Below are 19,923 nucleotides of genomic sequence, written 5' to 3'. Positions count from 1 at the left end.
AAATCGATGCTAGTTCAGCTACGAAAATTTACCTAACCTATTCTCGGCGTGTATTAACATTCATCACCGATATATGGTTCACTGATTCGCATCGCCTTCCGGCACCTCACAACAAGCCCAAGAACAAGAGTGCAGCGCCATGAATCTGAGCAAGGTCGACCTCAACCTTTTCATTGTCTTTGATGCGATCTACACCGAAGCCAACCTGACCCGGGCCGGGCAGATCGTCGGCATCACTCAACCGGCGGTATCCAACGCCCTGGCGCGTTTGCGCGAGACGTTCAACGACCCGCTGTTCGTGCGTACTGCCCAAGGCATGGTGCCCACGCCGATGGCCCAGAATATTATCGGGCCGGTGCGCAACGCCCTGTCGCTGCTCCGGGTGTCGGTGCAGGAAAGCCGGATCTTCAACCCGCTGCAAGCCGTCAAGACCTATCGCATCAGCATGACCGACCTCACCGAGGGCGTGATCCTGCCGCCGCTGTTCCAGCGCCTGCGCCGCCTGGCGCCGACCGTGGCCATCGAGAGTTTCCTGTCCAAGCGTCGGGAAACCACCAAGGAGCTGGCCGCCGGGCGCCTGGATTTCGCGGTTGATGCTCCACTCAATACCGATCCGCAGGTGCGCCACGTCAAGCTGATGGAAGATCGCTACGTGTGTGCCATGCGCAAGGGCCACCCGTTGGCGGGCAAGGAAAAACTCAGCCTGGATGATTACCTGGCGCAGACCCATGTACATATCTCCAGCCGCCGCAACGGCCTCGGTTATGTCGATCTGGCATTGGGCAAGATGGGCATCCAGCGCAAGATCGCCCTGCGCTCGCAACATTATCTGATGGCTTCCCAGGTGCTCCAGCAGACCGACATGGTCATGACCGTTCCCGAACGTTTCGCCCGTCGCCACGATTTGCATGCGTTCCTGTTGCCCGTCAATGATGTGCCGCCGGTGGAAACCCATCTCTACTGGCACGAAAGCACCGACCAGGACCCGGCCAACCGCTGGATGCGCGAGCAGATGATCGAGCTGTGCCAGCAGGTGACGGCGCATGAGAAGAAGCTTGATAAGGTTTAGCCGATCAAACGGGTCTGATCCCAAATTGTGGGAGCGAGCTTGCTCGCGATGGCGGCGGTTCATTCAACATTGATGCAAGCTGATCCACTGCTATCGCGAGCAAGCTCGCTCCCACAGGTTTGCAGGGGGCCTGCTTGACGTGAACGTCAACCTGCCATTAGCTTAGCGCCAACCCCTTTCGTTTCGAGCGCTTCCATGAGCAGCCAGACCTACAGCATCTCCGACCTCGCCCGCGAATTGGATATCACCACCCGCGCCATCCGCTTCTATGAAGAACAGGGTCTGTTGCGCCCGGAGCGCCGTGGTCAGGAACGTATCTACTCGCCGCGGGACAAGGTCAGCCTGAAACTGATCCTGCGAGGCAAGCGCATCGGTTTCTCTCTCGCCGAGTGCCGTGAGTTGATCGAACTCTACGACCCCAGCAGCGGCAATCAGAAACAACTGCACAGCATGCTGGCGAAAATCGCCGAACGGCGCGAACAGCTCGAACAGCAGTTGCTGGATATCGAACAGATGAAGCTGGAGCTTGACACCGCCGAAGAACGTTGCATCCAGGCGCTGGAGCAGACGATCAAAGGCGAGGAAGTCGTCCAGTAATACGACACGTCCCCTGTGGGAGCGAGCCTGCTCGCGATGGCGATATGACTGGCAATATCGAATTGACTGTCATACCGCTATCGCGAGCAGGCTCGCTCCCACAAGGGTTCGTCATTGGTCCCGGATAGTTGGCAACTCACTACAGGTCAATCCCCATGTCCCTCCCCTCCTTTGTACGTTTGATCGAAGTCGGCCCCCGCGACGGCCTGCAGAATGAATCCCAACCCATCAGCGTGGCGGACAAGGTGCGTCTGGTTGACGCCCTGAGCGATGCGGGCCTGGGTTACATCGAAGTCGGCAGTTTTGTCTCGCCCAAGTGGGTGCCGCAGATGGCCGGTTCGGCCGAGGTATTTGCGCAGATCCAGCGCAAGCCCGGCGTGATCTATGGCGCCCTGGCACCAAACCTGCGGGGTTTCGAGGACGCACTGGCGGCGGGGGTCAAGGAGGTCGCTGTATTCGCCGCGGCGTCCGAAGCGTTCTCCCAGCGCAACATCAATTGTTCGATCAAGGAAAGCCTGAAACGCTTCGCACCGATCATGGAGGCGGCGAAGCACAGCGGCGTCAGCGTGCGCGGCTATGTGTCCTGCGTGCTGGGCTGCCCCTATGAGGGCGAGGTCAAGCCCGAGCAGGTCGCGTGGGTCGCCCGGGAGCTGTACGCCATGGGCTGTTACGAGGTGTCCCTCGGCGACACCATCGGCACCGGCACCGCCGGTGCAACGCGCAGGATGTTCGAGGTAGTCGGCGCGGACGTGCCCCGGGACAAACTGGCGGGACATTTCCATGACACCTATGGCCAGGCCATGGCCAACGTCTACGCCAGCTTGCTGGAAGGTATTGCCGTGTTCGACAGCTCAATCGCCGGCCTGGGCGGCTGCCCTTATGCCAAGGGCGCCAGCGGTAACGTCGCCACGGAAGACGTGCTGTACCTGCTCAACGGCCTCGGCATCGAGACCGGCATTAATCTGGATGCACTCATCGCCGCGGGCCGGCAGATCTGCGACGTGCTGGGTCGCTCGACCGGTTCGCGCGTGGCCAAGGCGCGCCTGGCGCGGTGAGGTGTTACCGCCCCGCTTGTAACGGGGGCGAAACGAGTAACACGGAAACAATTTGTCTGGAATCGTCGTACCGAGTTTTCAGCCAAATAACCTAATCCATTGATTTAAAAGGATTTCTAAAAGTTGGCACGGCACCTGCTATATCTCCAGTACAACAAGAATAAAAAAAAGCGACAAACCCAATAAAAACAAGACGAAACGACTCTGACATAACAAAAACAACACGGCAGAGACGCAGCTAACAGATTTTTTTGGAGAAGATGTGCTTTTCAGGGTGCTTCCAGGAGCAACCCGCAACCGGGCAGAGAATAATAAAACTACCTCCAGGTAGCTCCCGAATCGGTTGGATCGCAAGGCGAAAAAGCAGATCAGCGCTCAAAAAAATACGTTTGCTCTTGATCCCGGATGGGGATCGCCAAAAACAGCGGTAAAGGGTCACGGCTGCCAAAAACAACAACAGGCCGCCCCTCAATAATAAAAAAAGAGCACGCGACGACAAAATTAAAGGGGAGCTTCGGCTCCCCTTTGTGCTGTCTGGGGTTTGGTTTCCTTCCATGGGCTCAGAAGGCGATGTGTCACACCATGGCAGCTTGAATGACACACCGCTTTCGCGAGCAGGCTCGCTCCCCCACTAGGATTGTGGTTGGCCCTGGTGATTGCGCAGCTCTTCGATACTGATTTCGCGCATGCGAAATTTCTGGATCTTGCCGGTAACCGTCATCGGGAACTGCTCGACAAATTTGAAATGACGCGGTGTCTTGAAGTGAGCGATGCGTTCCTTGCACCACGCTTGCAACTGCTCCTCGGTGACGCTGTGGCCGGGATGGAGTTTGATCCAGGCCACGATCTCTTCACCGTAGCGCGGGCATGGAATGCCGATTACCTGCACATCTGCCACTGCGGGATGGGTGAAAAAGAACTCCTCCAGCTCCCGGGGATAAACATTCTCGCCGCCACGGATGATCATGTCCTTGTTCCGTCCGACGATACAGACGTAACCCTGCTCATCCATGCTCGCCAGGTCGCCGGTGTGCATCCAGCCCTGCGCATCGATCGCCTCGGCCGTGCCCTTGGGGTTGTTCCAGTAGCCGAGCATCACGCTGTAACCGCGCGTGCACAATTCGCCGATGGTGCCGCGAGGGACAACCTCGCCGTTCCCGTCGATGATCTTGCTCTCCAGTTGCGGCTGGGTACGCCCAACGGTGGTGACGCGCAACTCCAGTTCATCCGTGGGACCGGTCTGCAACGACACCGGGCTGGTTTCCGTCATGCCGTAGGCAATCTGCACTTGGGCCATGTGCATTTCGCTGATGACCCGCCGCATCACCTCGATCGGACAGGTGGCTCCGGCCATGATCCCGGTGCGCAGGCTGGACAGGTCGAAATCCCCGCGCTGCGGCTGGTCCAGCATGGCGATGAACATGGTGGGGACGCCGTACAGCGCGGTGGCTCTTTCTTCGGCCACGGTCCGTAGCGTCAGCAACGGATCGAAGGCATCGTTGGGGTAGATCATGGTACTGCCGTGGGTCATGCACCCCAGGTTACCCATGACCATGCCGAAGCAGTGATACAACGGCACCGGGATCACCAGACGATCGCCGGCGGTCAGGCCGAGGCTTTCACCGACCATGTAACCGTTGTTGAGAATGTTCTGGTGACTGAGGGTCGCGCCCTTGGGAAATCCGGTGGTGCCGGAGGTGTACTGGATATTCACCGGCTGCTCGAAATGCAGGCTGCCCTGGCGCTCGGCCAATTGCCCAGGCGAGATGGCTGCACCGAGGTCGGCCAGCTGCGACCAGGGCAGGAAGCCTGAAGGCGGCTGGGAATCGAGGCTGATCACGCCGCGCAGATCCGGCAAGCATTCGCTTCGCAGTTGGCCGATCGATTGCTCTGCCAGTTCCGGCGCCAATGCCTGCAACATGGCGTGGTAATCCGAAGTCTTGAAAGCGCCCGCACACACCAGCCAGCGGCATCCGGACTGCTTGAGCACATACTCCAGTTCCGAGGCCCGATAGGCCGGGTTGATGTTGACGAGGATCACGCCGATCTTCGCGCTGGCAAACTGGGTAATGCACCACTGCGCGCAATTGGGTGCCCATATGCCTAGCCGATCGCCGGTTTCCAAACCCAGCGCGAGCATGGCCCGGGCGTGCAGATCGACCGCCGCGGCCAATTCGCGCCAGCTGTAGCGCAATGATTGGTGGCGAACCACCAGCGCTTCGCCGTCAGGAAGGTCGGTCACCGTCTGGTCAAACGCCTCGCCGATGGTTTGGGCCAGCAAGGCCTTGGCCTGGGAACCGCGGGTATAGCTGAGTTGCGTATGCGAACCGGGTTGATCCATGACGCCCCCTGTTGTCTTTATTAGTGGGTGTATCGGTGGAATCTCACGACTTCGAAAGCTGTTCAAGCGGCCTTACTCTGGCCCAAGTTGACGTTAACGTAAAGAGCGATTGACAGCCATGGGTCGCGCGCTTACGTTAACGTAAAGGTGAGAGCGCTCCCGCCGCTTCCCCGCACCCGACAAAAAATCCAAAAGGTGTCCCATGAGCTACCCATCCCTGAATTTTGCCCTCGGCGAAACTATCGATATGTTGCGCGACCAGGTGCAATCCTTCGTCAAGGCAGAGTTGGCGCCTCGGGCGGCGCAGATCGACATCGACAATCTGTTCCCCGCCGATATGTGGCGCAAGTTCGGCGACATGGGCCTGCTGGGCATCACCGTCCCGGAAGAATATGGCGGCGCTGGCCTGGGTTATCTGGCCCATGTGGTGGCGATGGAAGAAATCAGCCGCGGCTCGGCCTCGGTCGCCCTCTCCTACGGCGCCCACTCCAACCTGTGCGTCAACCAGATCAATCGCAACGGCAACCATGAGCAGAAAACCAGATACCTGCCCAAGCTGATCAGCGGCGAACACATCGGCGCCCTGGCCATGAGCGAACCGAACGCCGGCTCCGATGTGGTCTCGATGAAACTGCGCGCAGACAAACGCGGCGACCGCTACGTTCTCAACGGCAGCAAGACCTGGATCACCAACGGGCCTGACGCCAACACCTATGTGATCTACGCCAAGACCGACCTGGAAAAAGGCGCCCACGGCATTACCGCGTTCATCGTCGAACGCGACTGGAAAGGCTTCAGCCGCAGCAACAAGTTCGACAAGCTCGGCATGCGCGGCTCCAACACCTGTGAGCTGTTTTTCGACGATGTCGAGGTGCCGGAAGAAAACATCCTCGGCGTACTCAATGGTGGCGTGAAGGTCCTGATGAGTGGCCTCGATTATGAACGCGTGGTCTTGTCCGGCGGCCCGACCGGAATCATGCAGGCCTGCATGGACCTGATCGTGCCCTATATCCATGATCGCAAGCAGTTCGGCCAGAGCATTGGCGAATTCCAGCTGATCCAGGGCAAGGTTGCGGATATGTACACCCAGCTCAACGCCAGCCGCGCCTACCTGTATGCGGTGGCCCAGGCCTGCGAGCGCGGCGAAACCACGCGCAAGGACGCCGCCGGGGTGATTCTCTACAGCGCCGAACGCGCGACGCAAATGGCCCTCGATGCCATCCAGATCCTGGGCGGCAATGGCTATATCAATGAATTCCCGGCCGGGCGCCTGCTGCGTGACGCCAAGCTGTATGAAATCGGCGCCGGCACCAGTGAAATCCGACGGATGCTGATCGGCCGCGAACTGTTCAACGAAACCCGCTAACGGAGCTGACCATGGCCACGCTGCACACTCAGCTCAACCCACGCTCACCGGAATTCAGCGCCAACCGCGACGCGATGCTCGGCCAGGTCGAGGCCCTGCGTACCTTGCTCGCCCACGTCCAGCAAGGCGGCGGAGCCAAGGCCCAGGAACGGCATACCTCACGGGGCAAATTGTTGCCCAGGGAACGCATCAATCGCTTGCTCGACCCGGGTTCGCCGTTCCTGGAGATCAGTCCGCTGGCGGCTTACGAGGTGTACGGCGAAGACGTTCCGGCCGCCGGCGTGATCGCCGGGATCGGCCGCGTGGAAGGCGTCGAATGCATGATTGTCGCCAACGACGCGACCGTCAAAGGTGGTTCGTATTACCCGCTGACGGTGAAAAAACACCTGCGCGCCCAGACCATCGCCCAACAGAACCGCCTGCCCTGCATCTACCTGGTGGATTCCGGCGGTGCCAACCTGCCGCGACAGGACGAGGTGTTCCCCGACCGTGAGCATTTTGGCCGGATCTTCTTCAACCAGGCCAACATGAGTGCCCAGGGCATCCCGCAAATTGCCGTGGTCATGGGCTCCTGCACCGCTGGCGGCGCGTACGTGCCGGCGATGGCGGACGAGGCGATCATGGTCCGCCAGCAGGCAACGATTTTCCTCGCCGGCCCGCCCTTGGTAAAAGCGGCGACTGGAGAGGTGGTCAGTGCCGAGGACCTGGGCGGCGCCGACGTGCACTGCAAGATTTCCGGTGTCGCCGACCATTACGCCGACAGCGATGAACACGCCCTGGCCCTGGCCCGTCGCAGCGTGGCCAACCTCAACTGGCGCAAGCTCGGTGATGTGCAGCAACGCGCGCCCATCGCCCCGCTGTATTCGAGTGAGGAGCTGTACGGCGTGGTCTCGGCCGACGCGAAGCAGCCATTCGACGTGCGGGAAGTGATCGCACGTCTGGTGGACGGCTCGGTGTTCGACGAGTTCAAAGCCCTGTTCGGAACGACCCTGGTGTGCGGTTTCGCCCACTTGCACGGTTACCCGGTCGCCATCCTGGCCAACAACGGCATCCTGTTCGCCGAGGCCGCACAAAAAGGCGCGCACTTCATCGAACTGGCCTGCCAGCGCGGCATACCGCTGTTGTTCCTGCAGAACATCACCGGCTTCATGGTCGGTCAGAAATACGAAGCCGGCGGCATCGCCAAGCACGGCGCAAAACTGGTGACCGCGGTGGCCTGCGCCCGAGTGCCGAAATTCACCGTGATCATCGGCGGCAGTTTCGGCGCCGGTAACTACGGCATGTGCGGCCGCGCCTATGACCCGCGCTTTTTGTGGATGTGGCCGAATGCGCGGATTGGCGTGATGGGCGCCGAACAGGCGGCCGGCGTGCTGGTGCAGGTCAAACGCGAACAGGCCGAACGCAGCGGCCAGCCGTTCAGCGCAGTTCAGGAGGCCGAGATCAAGCAACCGATCCTCGACCAGTACGAAGAACAGGGACATCCCTACTATTCCAGCGCGCGGCTGTGGGATGACGGCGTCATTGACCCGGCACAGACGCGCGATGTGCTGGGCCTGGCCTTGTCCGCGTCGCTGAACGCGCCCATCGAACCGAGCCGCTTCGGCGTGTTCAGGATGTAACCGGGGAACGCCCATGAATCATTACAACACGCTCCAATTGCAGATGGACCCGCGCGGCTTCGCCACCTTGTGGCTCGACCGCGAGTCGAAAAACAACGCGTTCAACGCCGAGATGATCCGCGAGCTGATCCTCGCCCTGGACCAGGTCGGCAGCGATCCGACCCTGCGTTTCCTGCTGATCCGTGGTCGTGGCAAACACTTCAGCGCCGGCGCCGACCTGGCCTGGATGCAGCAATCGGCCGAACTCGATTACCACACCAACCTCGACGACGCTCGGGAACTGGCGGAGCTGATGTACAACCTGGCCAAGCTGAAGATCCCGACACTCGCCGTTGTCCAGGGCGCGGCATTCGGCGGCGCGCTGGGTTTGATCAACGCCTGTGACATGGCCATCGGTGCCGATGATGCGCAGTTCTGCCTGTCCGAAGTACGCATCGGCCTGGCGCCGGCCGTGATCAGCCCATTCGTGGTGCAGGCCATCGGCGAACGGGCGGCACGGCGTTACGCCCTGACGGCTGAACGTTTCGGTGGGCAACGGGCGAAGGAAATCGGTTTGCTGGCGGACAGTTACCCGGCCGAGACCCTGGATGATCAGCTCGGCAAGTGGATCGACAACCTGCTGCTCAACAGTCCGGCGGCCATGCGCGCCAGCAAGGAACTGCTGCGCGAAGTCGGCAACGGTGCGTTGACCCCGGCGTTGCGGCGCTACACCGAAAATGCCATCGCGCGGATACGGGTCAGCCCCGAAGGCCAGGAAGGCCTGCGGGCGTTCCTGCAAAAACGACCGCCGAGCTGGCAAGCCGAGTCCAACCACAAGGAGCCGCGTCGATGAGCGCCCCTGCCCTCACTACCCTGTTGGTCGCCAACCGCGGCGAAATCGCCTGCCGCGTCATGCGCACGGCCAAGGCCATGGGCCTGACCACCGTTGCGGTGCACAGCGCCACCGACCGTGACGCGCGTCATAGCCGGGAAGCCGACGTGCGTGTCGATCTGGGCGGCAGCAAGGCCGCCGACAGCTATTTGCAAATCGACAAACTGATCGCTGCGGCGCAAGCCAGTGGCGCCCAGGCTATCCACCCAGGCTACGGTTTTCTTTCCGAGAATGCCGGGTTCGCCAGGGCCATCGAAAATGCCGGGTTGATCTTTCTCGGCCCACCCGCCTCGGCCATCGAAGCCATGGGCAGCAAGTCCGCCGCCAAGGCCTTGATGGAAACCGCCGGCGTGCCGCTGGTACCCGGCTATCACGGTGAAGCCCAGGATCTGGAGACGTTCCGCGCCGCCGCCGAGCGCATCGGTTATCCGGTGCTGCTCAAGGCCACGGCAGGCGGCGGCGGCAAGGGCATGAAGGTCGTCGAGGAGGTCAGCCAACTGGCCGAGGCATTGGCCTCCGCGCAGCGCGAGGCGCAGTCCTCGTTCAGCGATGCGCGAATGCTGGTGGAAAAATACCTGCTCAAGCCACGCCACGTGGAAATCCAGGTGTTCGCCGACCGGCACGGCAACTGCCTGTATCTCAACGAACGCGACTGCTCGATCCAGCGTCGCCATCAGAAGGTCGTGGAGGAGGCACCGGCGCCGGGCCTGAGCCAGGAATTGCGCCGGGCGATGGGCGAAGCCGCCGTACGGGCGGCCAAGGCGATCGGCTATGTCGGCGCGGGTACGGTGGAGTTTCTGCTGGATTCGCGAGGCGAATTCTTCTTCATGGAAATGAATACCCGGCTGCAGGTCGAGCATCCGGTGACCGAAGCGATTACCGGGCTCGACCTGGTGGCCTGGCAAATCCGCGTCGCCCAGGGCGAGCCATTGCCGATCACCCAGGAGCAGGTGCCGCTGCTGGGTCACGCCATCGAAGTACGTCTGTACGCCGAAGATCCGGCCAATGATTTTCTTCCCGCCACGGGGCGCTTGTCGCTGTATCGCGAGTCGGCCGAAGGCCCAGGTCGCCGGGTAGACAGTGGTGTTGACGAAGGCGATGAGATCTCGCCCTTCTACGACCCGATGCTCGGCAAGTTGATTGCCTGGGGGGAAAACCGTGAACAGGCACGTTTGCGGTTGTTGTCCATGCTCGACGAGTTCGCCATTGGCGGGCTGAAAACCAACATCGGTTTTCTCCGCCGTATCATCGCTCACCCCGCCTTCGCGGCGGCGGAACTGGACACCGGTTTCATCCCGCGTTACCAGGCGCAATTGTTGCCGGAGCCGGGCGAACTGGACGACGATTTCTGGCGCGCTGCGGCCCAGGGTTTCGCCTTGAACCTGACGCCACGTGTCCGCGCCGATGACAGCAACTCGCCATGGGCCGCTACCGCCGGGCTGCGCCTGGGGCTGCCAGCGGAAATCACCCTGCACCTGAGTTGCGATGGCCAGGACCGCGCCGTGACGCTGGATGTTGCTGGTCGCGGCGCCGAGCTCAGGGGCGAGCACTTGATCATCGAGCACAACGGTGTGCGCCGCGAACATCGAGTCATTCGGCACGGCGACAGTCTCTACTTGCAATGGAAGGGCGATCTGTATCGAGTCGACTCCTACGACCCGCTGGCGGCGGCCGAGGCCAGCCACAGCCAGCAGGGCGGCCTGGTCGCCCCCATGAATGGAAGCATCGTTCGGGTGCTGGTGAGCGCTGGCCAGGCGGTGGAAGCCGGCGCGCAACTGGTGGTGCTGGAGGCGATGAAAATGGAGCACAGCATCCGCGCGCCCAAGGCTGGCGTGATCAAGGCGGTGTATTGCCAGGAGGGAGAGATGGTCAGCGAGGGCAGCGCGCTGGTGGAACTGGAAGAATAGACATTCGGCCCGGTTTCCGGGCCGATCCAGTCAGAATCTGATGGTTGCCTGTACGACCACGCCGATGATGCGGCATTGGTCGGTAAACAGGGTTTTCGGATAAGTCGGATTGAGCGGAACCAGGTAACGCTGCCCGCTCTCTTCCATCAGCTTGCGGAAAGTCGCTTCGCTGCTGCCTGGCAATCGGGCAATCACCAGTTTGCCGGGCACCGCTTCGATCGCCGGATCCACCAGGATCGACATGCCCTCGGGAATGCTCAAGCCGCTTGGCGCCGTCATCGCATCCCCCATCACCACCAGCCAGAACGCGTCGCCCCGAGCATGGTAATCCGTCAGCTCATAGCGCGGCTGGCCGTAGTCCGCGACATTCTCTTCGCGAACGAGACCGATGTCGCGCCAGTCACTGACCGGGTAGCGAAAGTACGGGTTGTACTTCTGCGCCAGGGCCATCCCCTCGTCGGTGGAAGTGTCCGGCTCGCGGATCACCATTGCCACCTCGAGGAACTCCAGCCCCAGCTCCTGCAGCACCCGGTTCATGTCTCCAAGACTGGGTTGTCGGCGCTTGGTCAGCCAATGGCCGACTCCACCCTGAGACATCCCCAGACGCTCTGCGAGCACCACTTGCGTGATGTGCTGCTCCTTCATCCTGGCCTTGACCAACTCTATCCATTTATCCATGAGCGGCACGATACGTGGCTGACGCCGTCCAGCAAAACACAAGTTGTAGTATTTAAATTATCGTCACAATTACGCCGAGTACTAAGCTGGGATCAGGATTTCCAAACCCGCACGGAGAAACTCGACGTCATGGACAAGCCCAACAACGATGAGCCCGCAGCCCCCTCGAACAACCCATTTTCGTCGCTTCAGGATTGCCCGGCGGCCAAACGCGCCCTGGACCACTACCTGAAACCGGATATTGCCGACAACCCGGCGGAACATCGCTTCTTCGACGTCAACCGAAACATCAGTGGGGAGGAAGCCCTGGTTCATGCTTGCGACCTGCTACGTTGTGCAGCCGCTACCGCCCACGAATCCGCCAGCCGATTGAACGGCCCGAGTCGTGACCTGGCGTTTTCGGTGGTGCATATGATCGACCTGGTCAAGGTCATGCTCGACCGGACCCTGGACGGCTACCCGGCACGCTAGTCGCAACGCTTGAAATGACGCCGCGAACGCGGGCCACGAGAAATAATTTCCAATTGAGGCAATAAAAACATTTGACTTGCAAATGATAATGATTATTATTGCATCAGCTGGTCGCGAGATCAGTCGATAGCCCAGAGGACCTTAGGTCGGACCTCTGGAATATCTCCTCATCAGGCTAATCACGGTTTTTGACCCGGCTTTTTGCCGGGTCTTTTTTTGCCGATTTTTCGGCTTATGGCTTCAGGCTAATGAAGTCTTTGGATGCTGCTGATTCGATGACGGCGATGATAGCAAACGCACTTCGCTCGCCAAAGCATCTGCGCTGCAACAGAGTGAATGAACGACAGGCAGCACTTGAGAATCATTCAGCGACTGTCTAATCTGCTTCTGCGTCCAGGGAGGGCGCCCCCTTCTTTTCATGGCGCTAATCGTCCCGGTTCGCCCGTCCTGCGTGTAAAGTAACGGCCACAAGATCCTCTACCGGAACCGTGACCGTGGCTAAATCTTCCTTTGATATCAGCGCCAACTTCGACAGTGGCAATATTGACGTCGTGGACATCAGCAACCCGTTGCAGTCGCTGCTGAAAATCAGGCCAGACACCCGTAGCGCGCATTTCCAATGGTTTCATTTCAAGGCCAGTGGCCTGCACGTCGGCCAGGAATATTCCTTCCGCCTGCTCAACGCCAGCCAATCGTCCTACAACAAGGCGTGGACAGGCTACCAAGCCGTAGCGTCCTACGATCACGTCAACTGGTTCCGTATTCCTACGCAATACGAGGGCGATGCCCTGCGCTTTCATCTGGAAGCCGAACAGCCCCACGCCTGGTTTGCCTATTTCGAACCCTACAGCCGCGGCCGTCACGACTGGCTGATCGAACAGGCGCAGCACAAGGCCGGTACCGAACTGCTGGCGACCGGCAAAAGCGTCGAGGGCCGTGATATTCAATTGCTGCGCAAAGGCAGCGGTGCCGAGGGCCGACGCAAGATCTGGATCATTGCGCAGCAGCACCCCGGCGAGCATATGGCCGAGTGGTTCATGGAGGGAGTAATCGAACGTCTCCAGCACCAGGACGACGCCCAGCTGAACCGTTTGCTCGCCAAGGCCGATCTGTACCTGGTGCCGAACATGAATCCGGATGGCGCGTTCCACGGGCACCTGCGCACCAACGCGATGGGCCAGGACCTCAACCGGGCCTGGCAGAGCGCCAGTCCGCAAATCAGCCCCGAGGTCTATTTCGTACAGCAGCAGATGGAAAAGTACGGCGTCGATCTGTTCCTTGATGTCCATGGTGACGAAGAGATACCCCATGTCTTCACCGCCGGTTGCGAAGGCAACCCTGGTTATACGCCACGCATCGCCGGACTCGAAGAGCGCTTTCGCAGCCACCTCAAGCACCAGACCAAGGACTTCCAGACCGCCCATGGCTACACCCGCGACGAACCGGGCCAGGCCAACATGACCTTGGCCTGCAACGCCGTTGGCCAGAAATATGATTGCCTGTCCCTGACCCTGGAAATGCCGTTCAAGGACCACGACGACCACCCGAACCCACGCACGGGCTGGTCCGGCAAACGCTCAATGCAACTGGGCAAGGACGTGCTGAGCACGGTCGAGGACATCATCGACGAATTGCGCTGAGATTCCCCGGCGCCCCGCTCCCCGTGGCGAGGGAGCTTGCTCCCGCTGGGTGGCGTAGCCACCCCGAATGGCTCGATGCAGTTTTTCAGACATATCGCGTCAGCCGGTTTTACGACGGCTGCGCCGCCGAGCGGGAGCAAGCTCCCTCGCCACGGGTTATGCGTCAGTCCTTGCCGCGCAACATGCTGCCCAACACCTCATCCCGGCGCACCCACCCATGGAACAGCGCCGCCGCCAGATGCACCAGCACGGTCAGGAACAACAGATAGGCCAGGTAGCCATGGGCCTTGCGCAGCCACGCAAAAGTCTGGGCATCCGCTGGCAGGATGGAGGGCAACCGCAGCGATTCGCTAAGCATCACCGGGTCGCCTGCTGCCGAAATCATGCTCCAGCCCAACAGCGGCAGGATCAGCATCAAGGCGTACAGCAAGACATGCGAGGCCTTGGCCGCCAATACCTGCCACCCCGGCAGATCGGCTGGCAGCGGCGGCGTACGGCGAGTGAAGCGCACCACCAGGCGCACGATCACCAGCAACAGAATCGCGATGCCCAGAGGTTTGTGCAGCTGGAGCAGCCATTCGTGGCGCTCGGACACCGAGGCGACCATGCCTGCGCCGATAAACAGCATGGCGATGATCATCAGGGCCATCAGCCAGTGCAGCAGCCGGGCCAGCGGTGCGAAGTGTCGAGGGGCGTTCATTGACGGGACTCCTGGGTAGCGGGCAATTGGCTGACTTCGCTGGTGCGCCGCAGATAGGAACTGGCATAGGCTGCCGAGCGGGCGGCCAGCAGCGGATCATCCGAGCCTTCGATGCCACTGGGCAGGATCAGCGGGTCATAGTTGATGTCGCGGCAATCCCCGTTGTCCTGCGCCTGGGCGCGCTCCAGTACCAGGGTACCGGCGTTGAGCACCTTGCGGTCGCCGGGCCAGGCCTTGCTGGCGTCGTTGACCGGGTCGCCCGGATTGGCCAGGGTAATGTTCAGCTGCCAGCGCAGTGGCCCGGCAGCCAGGCGTTTCGTCAGGTCCTGCTCAAGGAAGTCAGCGCCTTGGGGCGGCGTGGTCTGAGCCGCGTCCTGGCGCGTTGGTACTACCGCCCAGCGCACCGCCTGGCGCTCCCCCGAGGGGTTCACCAGATAGAACGCGTTAATCCCGTTATAAGTTTCGGTGGCATAGCTGGCCGACGGTTTTGCGGTCTTGATCCATTGCAGGAACGGCATCGCCTCGGGATGCGCGGCAAAAAATGCCGGCACCGCCGCGGGGTTCGGTTTACCCGTGGCCGGATCCGGCGACTGGGCCTGTTGGAGCTGGAAGAACGCCTCGGGCGTCCCCACCGGGAAAACCGGCATGCTGTTCATGCCCGTGCGCCATTGCTGGCCATCGGACTGGGTAAAACGCAACGCCAGGCTGCGGATCGGCACGCTGCCATCGGGTGCGTAGGGGTTGCCGCTGGGCAGTGCAAAACGGCCCACCACCGGCGTCCGCGCATCGTTGAACACCTGCGCGCTGGAGTAGGCTCGCGCCTCGCCGCTGTTCTCAAAATAGCCCGCAACACAGACACCTTTGGAGTGATTGCGCCGAAAACCCGGATGAACCCCGTTATTGGTTTCCAGCACGTTGACCAAGGCCTTGGGCGTCAGCCGTTGCGGGTCCAGGGTACCGTTCACGTAAGCGAATGCCCCGGCCAGCGCCGCGACGACCGCGGCGATGCCGGTCAGGCGCAACGCCAGGCTGGCAGCGCTCAACGGCGGCCGACTCGATTCAGAAGAAGGGTCAACCATTTGCAGACTCCAGGGCACACGGCCATCTGTGAAAAGGACCTGTCAGACGAAAGCCCGACGGGTTTATTCCCACGTCGCGTATTTAATTTTCCTGCGCTGGAATAATCTCGTTCCCGGGTCGTCTTTCCAGTCCCAACTCAGCGATTGCCCAACGAAGCCGCCCGCCCATGAACGAACTCGACGACCAGTTGCGCCTGCTCATCCCACGGCTACGACGTTTTGCCGTGTCGCTGACTCGCAACCCCAGCAATGCCGATGACCTGGTGCAGGCGTGCCTGGAACGGGCCTTGTCGAAATGGACCGACAAGCGCCCGGACGGCGACCTGCGGGCCTGGCTGTTTTCGATTCTCTACCGGCAGTTCCTCGACGCCCATCGCCGCTCCCGACGTTATGCGCGGATGCTCGAACTGTTCACCGGCCGCGACGATGCGCACCCTTCGGCCGAACGCAGTGTCATCGCCCAATCGTCACTCCAGGCCTTCGATCAACTGCCCACCGAGCAACGCGCGCTGCTGTTATGGGTCTCGGTGGAAGGCTTGAGCTACCAGCAAGTGGCCGACATCCTGGACGTGCCGACGGGCACCGTGATGTCGCGTCTGTCCCGTGCGCGCCAAGCGTTGCGTCAACTCAGCGAAGGCGAAATCGCCCGCCCTGCCCTGCGGATACTCAAATGATCAGCATGCCCCCCAGCGACAGCGACCTGCACGCCTATGTCGATCGCCAGCTCAGCGAAGACGACCAACGCCAGGTGCAGATCTACCTCGACAGCCATCCCGATGTCGCCGCGCGGGTCCGCGGATGGCAGCAAGACACCCAGCATTTGCGCGCGGCCATGAGCGCGGCCCTGCAGCAATCACACAACCCTGGCCTGGATCCGGCGATCATCCGGCAACGCCTCAGGCATCGGTCCCGACGCCAGCTGGCCAGTGCGGCGGTGCTGGTGCTGGCGGTCGGGGTCGGCGGATTTGGCGGATGGCAGGCACGGCAGATGACCCTGCTCAGCGCCGCAGCACCCATGGCTGATGCGCTGCAGGCCTACCGCTTGATTGCCCAGCAGGGCGTCCTGCCCGCCGACTACCAGACGGGCGACGAGCAAAGCATGCAAGGCTGGCTCGACCGCTACTTCACCCAGGCCGACCGCCTGCCGGATCTCTCGGCGGCGGGCTTCAAGCCGGTCAGCGGACGATTGCTCAGTACTGACCAAGGCGCCGCGGCGATGGTGGTCTATCAGGACCCGAGCGGCCTGAAGATCAGTTTCTACGTGCGCCCACCTGGCCCGAAAAACTACCTGCTGCCCCGTGGCAGCCGGCGCGACGGTGAATTGCAGGCCGAATACTGGTCCGGGCCGGGATACAACTATGCGATGGTCATCCCGAGTGATATGCCGGCGGCGCAGAAGCTCAAGCAAACCTTGAACTTTTAATAGCGCCAACCCCTGTGGGAGCGAGCTTGCTCGCGATGGCAGTGGTTCAGTTGGAAATAATCTCGGCTGACCCACCGTCATCGCGAGCAAGCTCGCTCCCACAAAGGATATGGGCTGTTCTGGGATTGTACTCAGCCCTGCCTGAACACCTGCGAAGGCCTGCGTAGCAGCGGGTCGAACGGGTTGATGCGCGGACCGATCGCCGCGGCTTCGCGCTTGAGCATCTCCACCACCGTCGGCAGGCGATCCGGCCCGAGCCGGTCGCTGATGGTCGCCACGCTCAGCGCTGCGACGGCCCGGCCTTCACGATCGAGAATGGGCACCGCGACCCCGGCCATGCCTTGCAACACACCGGTGTTGCGTCCGGCGTAGCCCAGTGTCCGCACGTTCTCGACCTCGGTGCGCAGGAAGACTTCATCGTACAAATGAAAATCCTTGAGCCGCGGCAGGTTGTAATGGATCACCGTGTCGCGCTCTTCCTCTGGCAGGAATGCCAGGATCGCCAGGCTGCCCTGTCCCACGCCCAGTGCCACGCGACCGCCGATGTCGCCGGTGAACGTGCGAATCGGAAACGGCCCCTCGCTGCGATCCAGGCAGATGGCATCGAAACCGCAGCGCGCCAGCAGAAACAGCGAATCCCCCAGCGACGCCGACAGCCGCAACATGGCGGGCCTGGCCAGTTCACGCAGGTTACCGGTATTGCCAGCGCGGGCAGCCAGGGCAAAGAAGTCCAGGCTGAGTCGATAGCGTTTGCTGCGCGCATCCTGCTCGACCATGCCCTCGTCCATCAGGTTACGCAACAAGCGGTGCGTGGTCGGCTGGGACAGGCCGATGCGCTGGGCCAGTTGCGTCACGCGCTCACCGCCTTCAACGGTCTCGCCCAGGCTGCGCAGCACCGCGAACAGCCGAGAGACCGAGCCGACCCCAACTTCACCTTTTTCTGTATTCCGCTCAGTGGAATCAGGCATGTCATTTCTCTTCAGATAATTTACTCACCGGACGAAACTGAAAATAGTCGTCGTCTCAGTGAAATAGTCCATTGAGCCCATCCTATTCTTCGTCCTACTCTGCGTCCATACAGGGGCGATTCGAACAACAGCGGCAGCCGACTTGATCTCGAGCGCCAACGCACCCCGCGACATCCTTTCGTATCTGCCCATACAAAAAAGCGCGCCTCGCGGCGACGCATAACAATCTCAGGTGGAACGCAGTCATGGCTTTCGTGCAACTTGAAAACTTGAGCAAACGTTACGGCGACCTCGATGCTGTGGTCGCCACCAACCTCTCGGTGGAAAAAGGCGAGTTCGTCTCCCTGCTGGGGCCTTCAGGTTGCGGCAAGACCACGACCCTGCAAATGATCGCCGGCTTTGTCGAAGCCAGCAGCGGGCGCATCCTCCTCGACGGTCGCGACATCACCCACGCCAAGCCGGCCAGCCGGGGCCTGGGCGTGGTGTTCCAGAGCTACGCGCTGTTCCCCCACATGACCGTCAAGGACAACGTTGCCTTCGGCTTGCGTATGCGCAAAGTGCCGAGCACCGAATTGCAGACACGGGTCGATCGGGTACTCAAGCTGGTGCGCCTCGACCAGCACGCCGAGCGCTACCCGCGTGAACTCTCCGGCGGCCAGCGCCAGCGCGTGGCTTTGGCCCGGGCGCTGGTGATCGAACCGCCGGTGCTGCTGCTCGACGAACCATTGTCCAACCTCGACGCCAACCTGCGCGAGGAGATGCAGTTCGAGATCCGCCGCATCCAGCGCGAGGTCGGCATCACTACGTTGATGGTGACGCATGACCAGTCCGAGGCGCTGTCGATCAGCGACCGGGTGGTGGTGATGCAGGCCGGTCGGATCACCCAGATCGACGCGCCCTACACGCTTTATGAACACCCGCGCACCGAGTTCATTTCCGGTTTTGTCGGCAAAGCCAACCTGCTCCCGGGCCAGCGGGACAGCGCCGGCGTCGTGCAAGTCTGTGGCGCCGGTCAAGGCGAGCTGACCCTGAGCCTGCGCCCGGAGAAAATCGATCTGTGCGCCGCCGGCGCGGGGCGGCTGCAAGGCACTGTCACCAGCCGTTTTTTCCTCGGCAGTCAATGGCTGTACGGCGTCAACACCACCCTGGGCGAGCTCAGCGTGGTGCGCCGCAACGACGGCTCGGCGCCCCTGACCGAAGGCACCGCCGTCGGCCTGGACTGGGATCCGGCGCTGCTGCGGGTGCTGAGCGTGGACGAGGTGTCGGCATGAAGCTGATCGATGCCATCAAGCGCGGCCGCCAGGGTTACCTGATGTCGGCCCCGGCCCTGGCCTTGTACCTGAGCCTGCTGGTCATTCCCCTCGGGTTGACGCTGGTGTTGTCGTTCAACGTCTTCGACTACGGCTCGGGCATCAACAGCGAGGCCTACACGTTCGAGCATTACACCAGCCTGCTGGGCGATCCGTACTTTTATGAAATCTTCCTGCGCACGTTGTGGATCAGCGCCCTGACCACCGTGCTCTGCGTGCTGATCGGCGTGCCCGAGGCCTACATTCTCAGCCGCATGGGCGCGCCCTGGCGCTCGATTTTCCTGATTCTGATCCTCACGCCGCTGTTGATCTCAGTGGTGGTGCGGGCCTTCGGCTGGAGCCTGCTGCTCGGCGCCGACGGCCTGGTCAACCAGACGTTGCAGGCCCTTGGCGGCTCGCCGATGAAGCTGCTCTACACGCCGTTTGCCGTGGTCATCGCCCTGGTCCATGTGATGTTGCCGTTCATGATCATTCCGGTGTGGACCTCGTTGCAAAAACTCGACCCGGCCGCCGAACAGGCCGCCCTGTCCCTGGGCGCGAGCCAGTTTACGGTGATCCGCAAGGTCGTGTTGCCGCAGATCATGCCCGGCGTACTGTCCGGCACCCTTATTGTGTTCGGCCTCGCCGCCAGTTCTTTCGCAATACCCGGCCTGCTCGGCGGGCGTCGCTTGAAGATGGTCGCCACGCTGATCTACGACCAGTACCTGTCGGAACTCAACTGGCCCATGGGCGCGGCCATTGCCGTCGCGCTGCTGCTGCTCAACCTGCTGATCATGCTCTCGTGGAACCGCATGATCGAAGGCCGCTACAAGAAATCATTGGGGTAATT

Annotated in this window: 18 protein-coding genes; 13 read left to right on the top strand and 5 right to left on the bottom strand. The window is 61.5% G+C overall.

All coding sequences use genetic code 11. The annotated features are described in order from the left end of the window. Positions 1-139: 139 nt before the first annotated feature. From J3P94_RS10760 to J3P94_RS10750, 3 genes are all read left to right on the top strand, one after another. Positions 140-1,069: a LysR family transcriptional regulator gene (locus tag J3P94_RS10760; protein ID WP_434573242.1), complete on the top strand. Its 930-nt coding sequence runs from the start codon at positions 140-142 to the stop codon at positions 1,067-1,069. A gap of 195 nt (positions 1,070-1,264) precedes the next feature. Further along, positions 1,265-1,666, top strand: a complete 402-nt coding sequence (locus J3P94_RS10755; RefSeq protein ID WP_305500139.1) for a MerR family transcriptional regulator — start codon at positions 1,265-1,267, stop codon at positions 1,664-1,666. Between the two features lie 155 nt (positions 1,667-1,821). Next, a complete protein-coding gene (locus J3P94_RS10750) occupies positions 1,822-2,721 on the top strand; it encodes a hydroxymethylglutaryl-CoA lyase (RefSeq protein WP_434573240.1) in 900 nt (299 codons plus the stop codon). Between the two features lie 631 nt (positions 2,722-3,352). On the opposite strand, the gene J3P94_RS10745 is transcribed toward J3P94_RS10750, so the two are convergent. After that, positions 3,353-5,062 (bottom strand): AMP-binding protein, encoded by a 1,710-nt coding sequence (locus J3P94_RS10745; RefSeq protein WP_434573239.1) that lies wholly within the window; start codon positions 5,060-5,062, stop codon positions 3,353-3,355. A 202-nt stretch (positions 5,063-5,264) separates the two neighbouring features. Here J3P94_RS10745 and J3P94_RS10740 point away from each other — a divergent pair, with 202 nt between their 5' ends. The 4 genes from J3P94_RS10740 to J3P94_RS10725 are packed head-to-tail and all read left to right on the top strand — an operon-like array spanning position 5,265 to position 10,825. Then, a complete protein-coding gene (locus J3P94_RS10740) occupies positions 5,265-6,428 on the top strand; it encodes an isovaleryl-CoA dehydrogenase (protein ID WP_434573237.1) in 1,164 nt (387 codons plus the stop codon). Positions 6,429-6,439: 11 nt separating this feature from the next. Then, positions 6,440-8,047, top strand: coding sequence for a carboxyl transferase domain-containing protein (locus tag J3P94_RS10735; protein WP_434573235.1), 1,608 nt, complete (start codon positions 6,440-6,442; stop codon positions 8,045-8,047). Between the two features lie 13 nt (positions 8,048-8,060). Then, positions 8,061-8,879: a gamma-carboxygeranoyl-CoA hydratase gene (locus tag J3P94_RS10730; RefSeq protein WP_434573233.1), complete on the top strand. Its 819-nt coding sequence runs from the start codon at positions 8,061-8,063 to the stop codon at positions 8,877-8,879. Continuing rightward, positions 8,876-10,825: an acetyl/propionyl/methylcrotonyl-CoA carboxylase subunit alpha gene (locus J3P94_RS10725; protein ID WP_434573231.1), complete on the top strand. Its 1,950-nt coding sequence runs from the start codon at positions 8,876-8,878 to the stop codon at positions 10,823-10,825. The genes J3P94_RS10730 and J3P94_RS10725 overlap by 4 nt, the downstream gene beginning before the upstream one ends. A gap of 30 nt (positions 10,826-10,855) precedes the next feature. Here the strand turns inward: J3P94_RS10725 and J3P94_RS10720 are convergent, their stop codons facing one another. Beyond that, a complete protein-coding gene (locus tag J3P94_RS10720) occupies positions 10,856-11,503 on the bottom strand; it encodes a LexA family protein (RefSeq protein WP_434573230.1) in 648 nt (215 codons plus the stop codon). A gap of 129 nt (positions 11,504-11,632) precedes the next feature. Here J3P94_RS10720 and J3P94_RS10715 point away from each other — a divergent pair, with 129 nt between their 5' ends. Together J3P94_RS10715 and J3P94_RS10710 are read left to right on the top strand one after the other, a co-directional pair. Next, positions 11,633-11,974: a DUF6124 family protein gene (locus J3P94_RS10715; protein WP_434573229.1), complete on the top strand. Its 342-nt coding sequence runs from the start codon at positions 11,633-11,635 to the stop codon at positions 11,972-11,974. A gap of 488 nt (positions 11,975-12,462) precedes the next feature. Beyond that, positions 12,463-13,614 carry a M14 family metallopeptidase gene (locus J3P94_RS10710; RefSeq protein WP_434573227.1) on the top strand — a complete coding sequence of 384 codons (1,152 nt, stop codon included), beginning with the start codon at positions 12,463-12,465 and terminating at the stop codon, positions 13,612-13,614. A gap of 163 nt (positions 13,615-13,777) precedes the next feature. Here the strand turns inward: J3P94_RS10710 and J3P94_RS10705 are convergent, their stop codons facing one another. After that, the gene (locus tag J3P94_RS10705) at positions 13,778-14,314 is read right to left on the bottom strand and encodes a cytochrome b (RefSeq protein WP_434573226.1); all 537 of its coding nucleotides are present in this window, start codon (positions 14,312-14,314) and stop codon (positions 13,778-13,780) included. After that, a complete protein-coding gene (locus J3P94_RS10700) occupies positions 14,311-15,393 on the bottom strand; it encodes a catalase family peroxidase (protein WP_434573224.1) in 1,083 nt (360 codons plus the stop codon). The genes J3P94_RS10705 and J3P94_RS10700 overlap by 4 nt, the downstream gene beginning before the upstream one ends. 167 nt (positions 15,394-15,560) lie before the next feature. On the opposite strand from J3P94_RS10700, the gene J3P94_RS10695 reads away from it, so the two are divergent. Further along, positions 15,561-16,067 carry a sigma-70 family RNA polymerase sigma factor gene (locus tag J3P94_RS10695; protein ID WP_434573222.1) on the top strand — a complete coding sequence of 169 codons (507 nt, stop codon included), beginning with the start codon at positions 15,561-15,563 and terminating at the stop codon, positions 16,065-16,067. Further along, positions 16,064-16,816, top strand: coding sequence for an anti-sigma factor family protein (locus tag J3P94_RS10690; RefSeq protein ID WP_434573220.1), 753 nt, complete (start codon positions 16,064-16,066; stop codon positions 16,814-16,816). The genes J3P94_RS10695 and J3P94_RS10690 overlap by 4 nt, the downstream gene beginning before the upstream one ends. A 131-nt stretch (positions 16,817-16,947) precedes the next feature. Here the strand turns inward: J3P94_RS10690 and J3P94_RS10685 are convergent, their stop codons facing one another. Next, positions 16,948-17,784 carry an IclR family transcriptional regulator gene (locus J3P94_RS10685; RefSeq protein WP_434573218.1) on the bottom strand — a complete coding sequence of 279 codons (837 nt, stop codon included), beginning with the start codon at positions 17,782-17,784 and terminating at the stop codon, positions 16,948-16,950. A 245-nt stretch (positions 17,785-18,029) separates the two neighbouring features. Here J3P94_RS10685 and J3P94_RS10680 point away from each other — a divergent pair, with 245 nt between their 5' ends. Further along, positions 18,030-19,055, top strand: a complete 1,026-nt coding sequence (locus tag J3P94_RS10680; RefSeq protein ID WP_434573217.1) for an ABC transporter ATP-binding protein — start codon at positions 18,030-18,032, stop codon at positions 19,053-19,055. Further along, positions 19,052-19,921: an ABC transporter permease gene (locus J3P94_RS10675; RefSeq protein ID WP_434573215.1), complete on the top strand. Its 870-nt coding sequence runs from the start codon at positions 19,052-19,054 to the stop codon at positions 19,919-19,921. The genes J3P94_RS10680 and J3P94_RS10675 overlap by 4 nt, the downstream gene beginning before the upstream one ends. The last annotated feature ends 2 nt before the right edge of the window (positions 19,922-19,923 follow it).

It is taken from the genome of Pseudomonas sp. Z3-8 (assembly GCF_051131975.1).
Classification (GTDB): domain Bacteria; phylum Pseudomonadota; class Gammaproteobacteria; order Pseudomonadales; family Pseudomonadaceae; genus Aquipseudomonas.
The sequence above is the reverse complement of the archived record's forward strand: the minus strand, read 5'-3'. Positions and strand labels throughout refer to the sequence as shown.

Excerpts from the sequence above, each read along its gene's own strand:
- J3P94_RS10700 (WP_434573224.1), bottom strand. The coding sequence starts at position 15,393 with ATGGTTGACCCTTCTTCTGAATCGAGTCGGCCGCCGTTGAGCGCTGCC.
- J3P94_RS10695 (WP_434573222.1), top strand. The coding sequence starts at position 15,561 with ATGAACGAACTCGACGACCAGTTGCGCCTGCTCATCCCACGGCTACGA.
- J3P94_RS10715 (WP_434573229.1), top strand. The coding sequence starts at position 11,633 with ATGGACAAGCCCAACAACGATGAGCCCGCAGCCCCCTCGAACAACCCA.
- J3P94_RS10690 (WP_434573220.1), top strand. The coding sequence starts at position 16,064 with ATGATCAGCATGCCCCCCAGCGACAGCGACCTGCACGCCTATGTCGAT.
- J3P94_RS10745 (WP_434573239.1), bottom strand. The coding sequence starts at position 5,062 with ATGGATCAACCCGGTTCGCATACGCAACTCAGCTATACCCGCGGTTCC.
- J3P94_RS10680 (WP_434573217.1), top strand. The coding sequence starts at position 18,030 with ATGGCTTTCGTGCAACTTGAAAACTTGAGCAAACGTTACGGCGACCTC.
- J3P94_RS10675 (WP_434573215.1), top strand. The coding sequence starts at position 19,052 with ATGAAGCTGATCGATGCCATCAAGCGCGGCCGCCAGGGTTACCTGATG.
- J3P94_RS10725 (WP_434573231.1), top strand. The coding sequence starts at position 8,876 with ATGAGCGCCCCTGCCCTCACTACCCTGTTGGTCGCCAACCGCGGCGAA.
- J3P94_RS10760 (WP_434573242.1), top strand. The coding sequence starts at position 140 with ATGAATCTGAGCAAGGTCGACCTCAACCTTTTCATTGTCTTTGATGCG.
- J3P94_RS10740 (WP_434573237.1), top strand. The coding sequence starts at position 5,265 with ATGAGCTACCCATCCCTGAATTTTGCCCTCGGCGAAACTATCGATATG.
- J3P94_RS10720 (WP_434573230.1), bottom strand. The coding sequence starts at position 11,503 with ATGGATAAATGGATAGAGTTGGTCAAGGCCAGGATGAAGGAGCAGCAC.
- J3P94_RS10685 (WP_434573218.1), bottom strand. The coding sequence starts at position 17,784 with ATGCCTGATTCCACTGAGCGGAATACAGAAAAAGGTGAAGTTGGGGTC.
- J3P94_RS10705 (WP_434573226.1), bottom strand. The coding sequence starts at position 14,314 with ATGAACGCCCCTCGACACTTCGCACCGCTGGCCCGGCTGCTGCACTGG.
- J3P94_RS10750 (WP_434573240.1), top strand. The coding sequence starts at position 1,822 with ATGTCCCTCCCCTCCTTTGTACGTTTGATCGAAGTCGGCCCCCGCGAC.
- J3P94_RS10735 (WP_434573235.1), top strand. The coding sequence starts at position 6,440 with ATGGCCACGCTGCACACTCAGCTCAACCCACGCTCACCGGAATTCAGC.
- J3P94_RS10755 (WP_305500139.1), top strand. The coding sequence starts at position 1,265 with ATGAGCAGCCAGACCTACAGCATCTCCGACCTCGCCCGCGAATTGGAT.
- J3P94_RS10730 (WP_434573233.1), top strand. The coding sequence starts at position 8,061 with ATGAATCATTACAACACGCTCCAATTGCAGATGGACCCGCGCGGCTTC.